Annotated in this window: 7 protein-coding genes; 3 read left to right on the top strand and 4 right to left on the bottom strand. The window is 46.3% G+C overall.

Annotation, left to right across the window (positions count from 1 at the left end):
• Nucleotides 1–1,712, top strand: a 1,712-nt coding sequence (locus ACX0G9_RS31275) for an OPT family oligopeptide transporter (protein ID WP_459068931.1), incomplete at its 5' end; no start/stop codon positions are given.
• A 35-nt stretch (nt 1,713–1,747) separates the two neighbouring features.
• Here the strand turns inward: ACX0G9_RS31275 and apaG are convergent.
• Entirely contained in the window at nt 1,748–2,134 is a 387-nt protein-coding gene (gene apaG, locus ACX0G9_RS31270; protein WP_459068930.1) for a Co2+/Mg2+ efflux protein ApaG, read from the bottom strand.
• 177 nt (nt 2,135–2,311) lie between these two features.
• Between apaG and ACX0G9_RS31265 the strand changes: the two genes are divergently transcribed.
• Together ACX0G9_RS31265 and ACX0G9_RS31260 are read left to right on the top strand one after the other, a co-directional pair.
• Entirely contained in the window at nt 2,312–3,763 is a 1,452-nt protein-coding gene (locus tag ACX0G9_RS31265; RefSeq protein ID WP_459068929.1) for an NADP-dependent isocitrate dehydrogenase, read from the top strand.
• Nucleotides 3,764–3,985: 222 nt separating this feature from the next.
• Nucleotides 3,986–5,350 carry a T9SS type A sorting domain-containing protein gene (locus ACX0G9_RS31260; RefSeq protein WP_459068928.1) on the top strand — a complete coding sequence of 455 codons (1,365 nt, stop codon included), beginning with the start codon at nt 3,986–3,988 and terminating at the stop codon, nt 5,348–5,350.
• Nucleotides 5,351–5,390: 40 nt separating this feature from the next.
• On the opposite strand, the gene ACX0G9_RS31255 is transcribed toward ACX0G9_RS31260, so the two are convergent.
• The 3 genes from ACX0G9_RS31255 to ACX0G9_RS31245 all read right to left on the bottom strand — a co-directional run.
• Nucleotides 5,391–5,735, bottom strand: a complete 345-nt coding sequence (locus ACX0G9_RS31255; RefSeq protein ID WP_459068927.1) for a translation initiation factor — start codon at nt 5,733–5,735, stop codon at nt 5,391–5,393.
• Complete coding sequence (nadC, locus tag ACX0G9_RS31250) at nt 5,728–6,594, bottom strand: carboxylating nicotinate-nucleotide diphosphorylase (protein WP_459068926.1); 867 nt, start codon at nt 6,592–6,594, stop codon at nt 5,728–5,730. Before nadC ends, ACX0G9_RS31255 begins: the two co-directional genes overlap by 8 nt.
• A 159-nt stretch (nt 6,595–6,753) precedes the next feature.
• On the bottom strand, nt 6,754–7,318 hold a 565-nt coding region (locus ACX0G9_RS31245; RefSeq protein WP_459068925.1), incomplete at its 5' end, for a DUF4783 domain-containing protein.

The raw sequence follows: 7,318 nt of genomic DNA, 5'->3' as shown, positions 1-7,318 counted from the left end.
TCCTGGCCGTTTTCGGCGGTATGCTGGGAACCCTGCTGATGATCCCTTTACGCCGTTCCCTGATCGTAAAAGAACATGAAACCCTTCCCTATCCTGAAGGAACAGCTTGTGCTTCGGTACTGAAGGCCGGCGAAAAGGGAGGTGAATTTGCCAAGACAGCTTTTCAGGGTCTGGGTTTTGCCTTTTTGTATGCCCTTTTACAAAAAATGTTCCGGGTGATCGCCGAGACACCTCTTTTCGATACGGTAAAGAATAAAGGACTTAATAAAATCTTCCCTTCCGCCCAGGTATCCGCCGATATTACGCCGGAATATATGGGAGTGGGTTATATTATAGGGCCAAAGATTGCAGGTATCCTGGTAGCTGGAAGCGTATTAAGCTGGCTGGTATTGCAGCCCTTGCTGGCCTCCCTGATCGACCCGGTGAATATCGCGCTGCAGCAGGTCAAACTGGGTTTTCTCAAAGATCTCGCCACGTCCGGAGGTTACGGTGGATGGGACCCGGTCAGCAAAACCTTTGCAGATCCTGCATCCGCCATTTACAGGGCCTATATCCGGCAGATCGGAGCCGGAGCGGTGGCCATGGGAGGTCTCATCACCTTAATAAAAACAATTCCCACCATCGTTTCCTCCTTTAAGGAAAGTATTGGCGCCGTAAAGGAAAAAGGAAAGGATACACGTCTAAGAACAGAACGTGACCTTAGCATCAAGGTTGTGGGATTCGGCAGCCTGGCCCTGGTGATCCTGATCGGATTTCTGAATATCATTCCCGGGGATTCCTTTTTTAATCGTTTATTGATTGGCATTCTGATCCTCGTATTCGGAGCTTTTTTCGTTACTGTTGCTTCCCGAATAGTAGGGATCATCGGATCTTCCAACAGTCCGGTTTCAGGAATGACGATAGCTACGGTCATGGGTACCTGCCTGGTCTTCTTAGCGGTAGGCTGGTCGGGAAAGATGTATGAGCCGATGGCTCTGGTGGTCGGTGGAATGGTTTGTATTGCCGCATCCAATGCCGGTGGAACTTCACAGGATCTGAAAACAGGTTTCCTCATCGGGGCTACGCCCCGCAGCCAGCAGCTGGCCTTTTTCATCGGAGTACTTGTTTCCTCTGTAGCCGTGGGTTTCACGGTGAAGATACTGGATATTCCGAATTCCGAAATGGCGGCCAAAGGGATCACCCATGCGATCGGAAGTCAATATAATGCACCACAAGCCACGCTGATGGCAACCCTGATCAAGGGCATCCTGTCAAGGAACCTGGATTGGAACTTTGTGCTGGCGGGAGCTTTTCTGGCCCTGGTCATGGAACTATGCGGAATAAGGGCCCTGAGCTTCGCGATTGGAGTTTACCTGCCCATTTCTACCACCCTTCCCATATTTATAGGCGGTTCAATACGGGGTTTGGCAGACCGGGTAAAAAAGAAAAGAGGTTTTGTGGCTAAAGAAGGAGAGGAGGACCTGGAAAAAGGAAACCTGTTCGCTACCGGTCTGGTAGCCGGAGGCGCCCTGATGGGTGTAATATTTGCTTTTCTGAATATTCCGGATAAAGTGGTCAGTTTCCTAAAACGCTTAAGCCTGGAAAAATGGCTGACAGATGTAATGAGTGAAAATGGTTATTATGTATTAGGGTTGGCTTTTTTTGCCTTGATGGGCTATCTATTGTACCGGGTCGGCACGCAGAAACAGAAACCGGAAGAGATCCTTGATTAAAATGATTGATTTAATTATAGGATTGGAGAGATGATTTAATTCATTTTAAAGGGCACCACCATTTCAAAAATGGGAATATTGACCTCGAAATTTTTCTTATTATTCAGATTCTCCATGGTGTAGGATCCGTACATTTTTCCCATTTCGGTGCGCAGGTTACAGCCACTGACATACTGATATCTTTCCCCCGGATTAAGAACAGGCTGTACCCCCACAACACCTTCCCCTTCGACTTCCCGGTAGCTCCCGTTGCTATCGTAGATATGCCAGTGACGGCGATGCAGCTTTATGGAAAAACTATTGTGATTTTCGATGGTGATCCGGTAGGCAAACATATATTCACCGGAGATCGGGTTGGAATAATCCGGCTGGTAAAAGGTCTCTACGCTCACTTCTACTCCGTCTGAGATCTTATTTGCCATCTAATCAAATTTTCCTAAAATTAATCAAAAACCACAGTGATTAAAAGGATTGTTCCGATTTTAACGCCGTGATGGCTAAATCTACCCTACTTTTGCGGAAAGTTTCCCAAAATACCGTTCATTTTTTTGACGTTGACAGGTTGGCCATCGTTTCTTACAGATATAAACATTTACAATATGAAGATCGCAGTTGCAAAAGGTGATGGGATCGGACCGGAAATCATGGAGGCTGTTTTAGGCATTTTTAAGGCAGGAAATACCCCATTGGAATATGAATTTGTGGATATGGGCAAATGGGTATTTGATAAAGGATTTTCCAACGGAATGACACCGGAAGCCAAACAAACGATCGAGGAGTTGGGAATCCTGTTCAAAGGTCCGATGGAAACCCCGAAGGGCAAAGGAGTAAAGAGTGTGAATGTTACGGCCCGCAAAACCTGGAATACCTATGCGAACAAGCGGGTCTTTCAGACGCTCCATGGAGTCGACACCGTTTTTTCAAAAGCAGGGATTCCCATCGATATTACCATTGTAAGGGAAAATATTGAAGATACGTATGGAGGGATCGAGCATATGCTGACCCAGGACGTGGCATTAAGCCGCCGTTTCATTACCCGCCCCGGAAGTTTGCAGGTGATCAAGTATGCTTTTGAAATGGCGAAGAAAAAAGGCACCAAACGTATTACCTGTGGTCATAAGGCCAATATCATGAAACTGACCGATGGCCTTTTCCTGGAATGTTTCATGGAAGTGGCCAAAGAATACCCGGAACTAAAAGCCGACGATATCATCGTTGACGATCTGGCGATGAAACTGGTTGTACGTCCGCAGGAATTTGACGTTGTGGTGCTGACCAATCTTCAGGGGGATATTATTTCAGATCTCTGTGCCGGGCTGGTCGGTGGGCTTGGTTTTGCGCCTTCCGCCAATATAGGGGACCATATTGCCATATTTGAAGCGGTTCACGGAACGGCTCCGGATATTGCAGGCAGGAATATCGCGAACCCCACCGCTTTATTGCTTAGCGGAATCGCAATGCTGCGCCACCTGGGCATGATGGAAAATGCCGCGATCATCGAGAATGCGCTGTTATACACGCTTGAACAAGGTATTCACACCGGTGATTTCGGGGACAAAAACACGCCATCCCTTAGTACCACTGCTTTTGCAGAAGCCATTATAAAGAATTTCGGCCGGACCCCGGAATTAGGGGCTAAGCCTATTTTGCCCAATATGCCCGCAACTCCTACCGCATTTAAGTTGGATCGCAACGAAATGATGGTAACCGAGGAAATGGAAAAGGAATATATAGTAGGAGTGGATCTTTTCATTGAAAGTTCCGAGCAACCCCAATTTATTGCCAAAAAGTGCCAGCGTCATGCCGGTGTAAAATTCAACCTGGTGAATATCAGCAACAGGGGAACCCAGGTTTGGCCTACCGGATCCGTATATACGAATCTTGTCAACCAATACAATGTACGCTTTGAAAGCCTGGATGGGTCTCCTTTACATCAACAGGATGTCCTGGGTCTTTATGTAAGCCTTAGCGGTGATTTTAAAATCTGCTCGTCCGAATTATTAAACATGCTAGGAGGTAAAAAAGCCTATTCACTCGCCCAGGGGCAATAATTTAATAAAATAACACTGACTTTTCCACAGATTTAAACCTTGGCATAGAATTGGCAACACTATTCGTTCTCAGGTAAACCTGATCAGAATTCCCAAAACCTTTACCGTTTATTCTAACCTTATTGTATGAAGCAGTTTTTTATGCTTTATATAACGGGATGCCTTGCCATTTGATTTAGGTGAACGATTGTAGATCAACCAAACTTTTTTAAAACAACTCTTATGAAGGAATTTTACCAATTCTGTTCAATGGCATTTGTATGTCTTGCTCTTTCGATCCTGAATCCTCATCGTGTATTGTCACAGGTCCAGACAGCCCGCAACATTACCATCAACGCCAATAGCAACGGCTTCTACGAATATCTTCCGGCAGGCTACGGCAGCGGAGGGCAGACCTATCCCCTGATGGTATTTATTCATGGTATCGGAGAATTGGGGAACGGGACTTCCGATCTTCCGAATGTTCTGCACAATGGTCCGCCCAAATTGATCAGCCAGGGAAATTTCCCCTCTTCTTTTTCAGTAAATGGTAAAACTTTTTCTTTTATAGTAATATCTCCGCAGTTCGTCGCCTGGCCAACAGCAGGGGATGTAAAGGCCTATATTGATTATGCCATTAAGAATTACCGGGTGGATATTAACCGCATCTACCTGACCGGTCTGAGCATGGGAGGAGGGGTAGTCTGGGATTATGCGAGCCAGGCTGCATATGTAAACCAACTGGCTGCGATCCTTCCGATCTCCGGGGGCAATCTCTGGGGTGGTACACCTGCAGCCAAAGTGATGGCTGCCGCCAATCTTCCTATATTAGCCGCCAGCAATTTGAATGACCCCACTGTTCCTTCCCACTATACCTGGGAGAATATTAACCTGATCAACAGTATCGTTCCCGCTATCCGCCCGGCAGCCCAGGATACGATCTTCCCCGCCAGCGGACATGATGCCTGGTCCGCTACCTATGACCCTTCCTTCAAAAAAAATGGTTTGAATGTTTATCAGTGGATGCTGCAATATTCCACGAATGATGTTGTATTGCCAATTGAATTAACAGACTTTACCGCTACCCTGTCGGCGAACAACCAACAGGTCGCCATTCATTGGGCTACTTCTCAGGAGGTGAACAATAAGTATTTTATACTGCAACGGTCCGCAGATGGCCAGAAATATACAGACCAGGATACGGTGCCGGCATCTTTAACATCCGGTCCCAATCAATATAACTATATTGATTACGCCCCGTTAGGCGGTGATAATTTTTACCGGTTGATGCAGGTGGATCTGGATGGCAAAACCACCATTTCGGGTGTCCGTAAAGTCACCATTGCGCTTGTTGACGGCACTGCGTTCCGTTTGGGTCCTAACCCTACCCGCAATATACTTACCCTGAATCTGACCGGGGGTGAAACGGGCAATCTGGAAATCAGCCTGACCGATCTTCAAGGCAGGGTCCTGAAGAACTGGAAATCAACCAAACAAGGTTATGGATGGGAGCAAGTTGTCGATGTAAGCTTTCTGGCCCGGGGGAATTATTTTATCAGGGTGCAGGGAACAACTACCCGTATCGTGAAACAATTCGTTAAAGAATAACATTCTGGTATAGCGCTTTCAGACAGATCGTTGATCCTTTCTATCCGATCCGTTTGGAAGCGCTATAGCCGTTTTTTAAAAGCCAGACCAATAATTTATCCCGTTGGTCTCCCTGGATAATGATCAACCAGTCCTTTACCGTACCTCCGGTACCGCAATGTGTTTTTAATTTTTTGCCCAGGTCTTCGAGATCTGCCTCCTTGCCGGCAAAACCTTCCACCAGCGTCACAGACTTGCCTGCCCGCTGTTTGGTATCCAGTTTTATCCTTAATTTCTGTTGTTTGGGGGGCAGCGTTTCCTGTTCCGACCGTTCTTCCTCTTCCGGCCTGAATTGCGGGTCGGTTGAAAAAACAATACCATTCAGGTCAGGTCTTTTTTTACTCATGGGATTTTGTTATAACTGCTTTTAAACTAAGATCCAGACTTTTTGCCTGGTGGATCAGCGCCCCTATGCTCACATAATCCACTCCTGTACTGGCATAGTCTTCCAGATTATCGAGATCGATACCCCCGCTGGCTTCCGTTTCATAGCGGTCATTTATAAGCGATAATGCTTCCTTGAGCTGGCGGGGTGTAAAATTATCCAGCATGATGCGATCGACCTTGCCAATAGCGAGGACCTTTTTCACATCCTCCAAACTCCTGGCCTCTACTTCGATTTTAAGATAAGGTTTTTGGGAAAGACGGTAGGCACTGGCTTTTTCAATCGCTTTTTCGATGCTGCCGCAATAATCGATATGGTTATCCTTCAACAGGATCATATCATAGAGACCGAACCGGTGATTGAGGCCACCGCCAATCCTGACCGCTTCTTTTTCCAACAGCCGGAAATTAGGTGTGGTTTTCCGGGTATCCAATACCCGTGTCTTGTATTTTTGAAGCCTGTCCACATATTGGCGGGTAAGCGTGGCAATTCCGCTCATACGTTGCATACAATTGAGAATTAAGCGCTCGCATTGCAGGATGGTATGTATGGAGGCCTCCGCTTCAAATGCTTTTTCCCCAGCCTGCATTGAGTCTCCGTCTTTTTTAAATGGAGTAAAGACAGCCGCAGGCTCCTTTAATTTAAGGATCTTTTCTGCGATTTCCATCCCGGCCAGAATACCCTTCTGTTTTATTTTAAGGACTGCCTTTCCCCTGGCTTCAGGGGGAATACAAGAAAGGGTTGTATGATCGCCATCCCCGATATCCTCCCGGAGAGCGGTTTCCACCAAAAATTTCAATTGATCGTCGAATTGGGACATAGGGGGCAAAGATACCCAACCACCCCTTAACCCCCTAAAGGGGGAACGAAATTCTTTACCACATTTAAGATTATGGGCAATTAAAACTGCTTTTTAGTAGAAGGAAAACTGCTTTATTTGGGACTTGCCATACTCCCCCTTCAGGGGGGTGGGGGGGTGTTACGGAGTCTGAAAGCGGATCTCCTGAAGCAATGGTTTATCTCCTTTGATCTTTATGAAAAGGGTCGTACGGTAATCACCGTTGCGGGTCTTCAGAAGGCCAACACAAAATTCTGATCCGCCATTCTCCCCTTTATGCCTGATCAGGAAATTCTGAACGCCGTTGGTACTGAAAAAATCCCTGATAATCATTTCAGCCTGGCTTTTGCTATAAGAATCGCTTTTTTCCGGCAAGGAAATATCGACCCTGCTATCCAGATACCTGGATAATTTAACGATATTTCCCGATTTCATGGCAGAGGCTATTTCGTCGATGGTATAATCATTAGTATAACCTGATCCATTGGCAAAGCCGGTTCCGGCAGAAAGAGCGGATACATGGAATAGACCGGACCAACTAGTAAAATTGGACTTGAATGAAACAAGGATGAGCGAAAGAGTAATAACCGCTAATCCAAGGGTGGTTTTCATATAATAAGTTGTTAATCCACCTCCATAGTCCCAAAAATATGCCAAACTATCCCGGTGGGGAAAAAATACCACGAATAGGGCATCTATCTTATCT

This window comes from Flavitalea flava, assembly GCF_054461575.1.
This window is presented reverse-complemented; position numbering and strand designations above follow the sequence as displayed.

Coding starts and splice junctions, on each gene's coding strand:
- apaG (WP_459068930.1), bottom strand. CDS start 2,134: ATGGCAAATAAGATCTCAGACGGAGTAGAAGTGAGCGTAGAGACCTTT.
- ACX0G9_RS31265 (WP_459068929.1), top strand. CDS start 2,312: ATGAAGATCGCAGTTGCAAAAGGTGATGGGATCGGACCGGAAATCATG.
- ACX0G9_RS31260 (WP_459068928.1), top strand. CDS start 3,986: ATGAAGGAATTTTACCAATTCTGTTCAATGGCATTTGTATGTCTTGCT.
- ACX0G9_RS31255 (WP_459068927.1), bottom strand. CDS start 5,735: ATGAGTAAAAAAAGACCTGACCTGAATGGTATTGTTTTTTCAACCGAC.
- nadC (WP_459068926.1), bottom strand. CDS start 6,594: ATGTCCCAATTCGACGATCAATTGAAATTTTTGGTGGAAACCGCTCTC.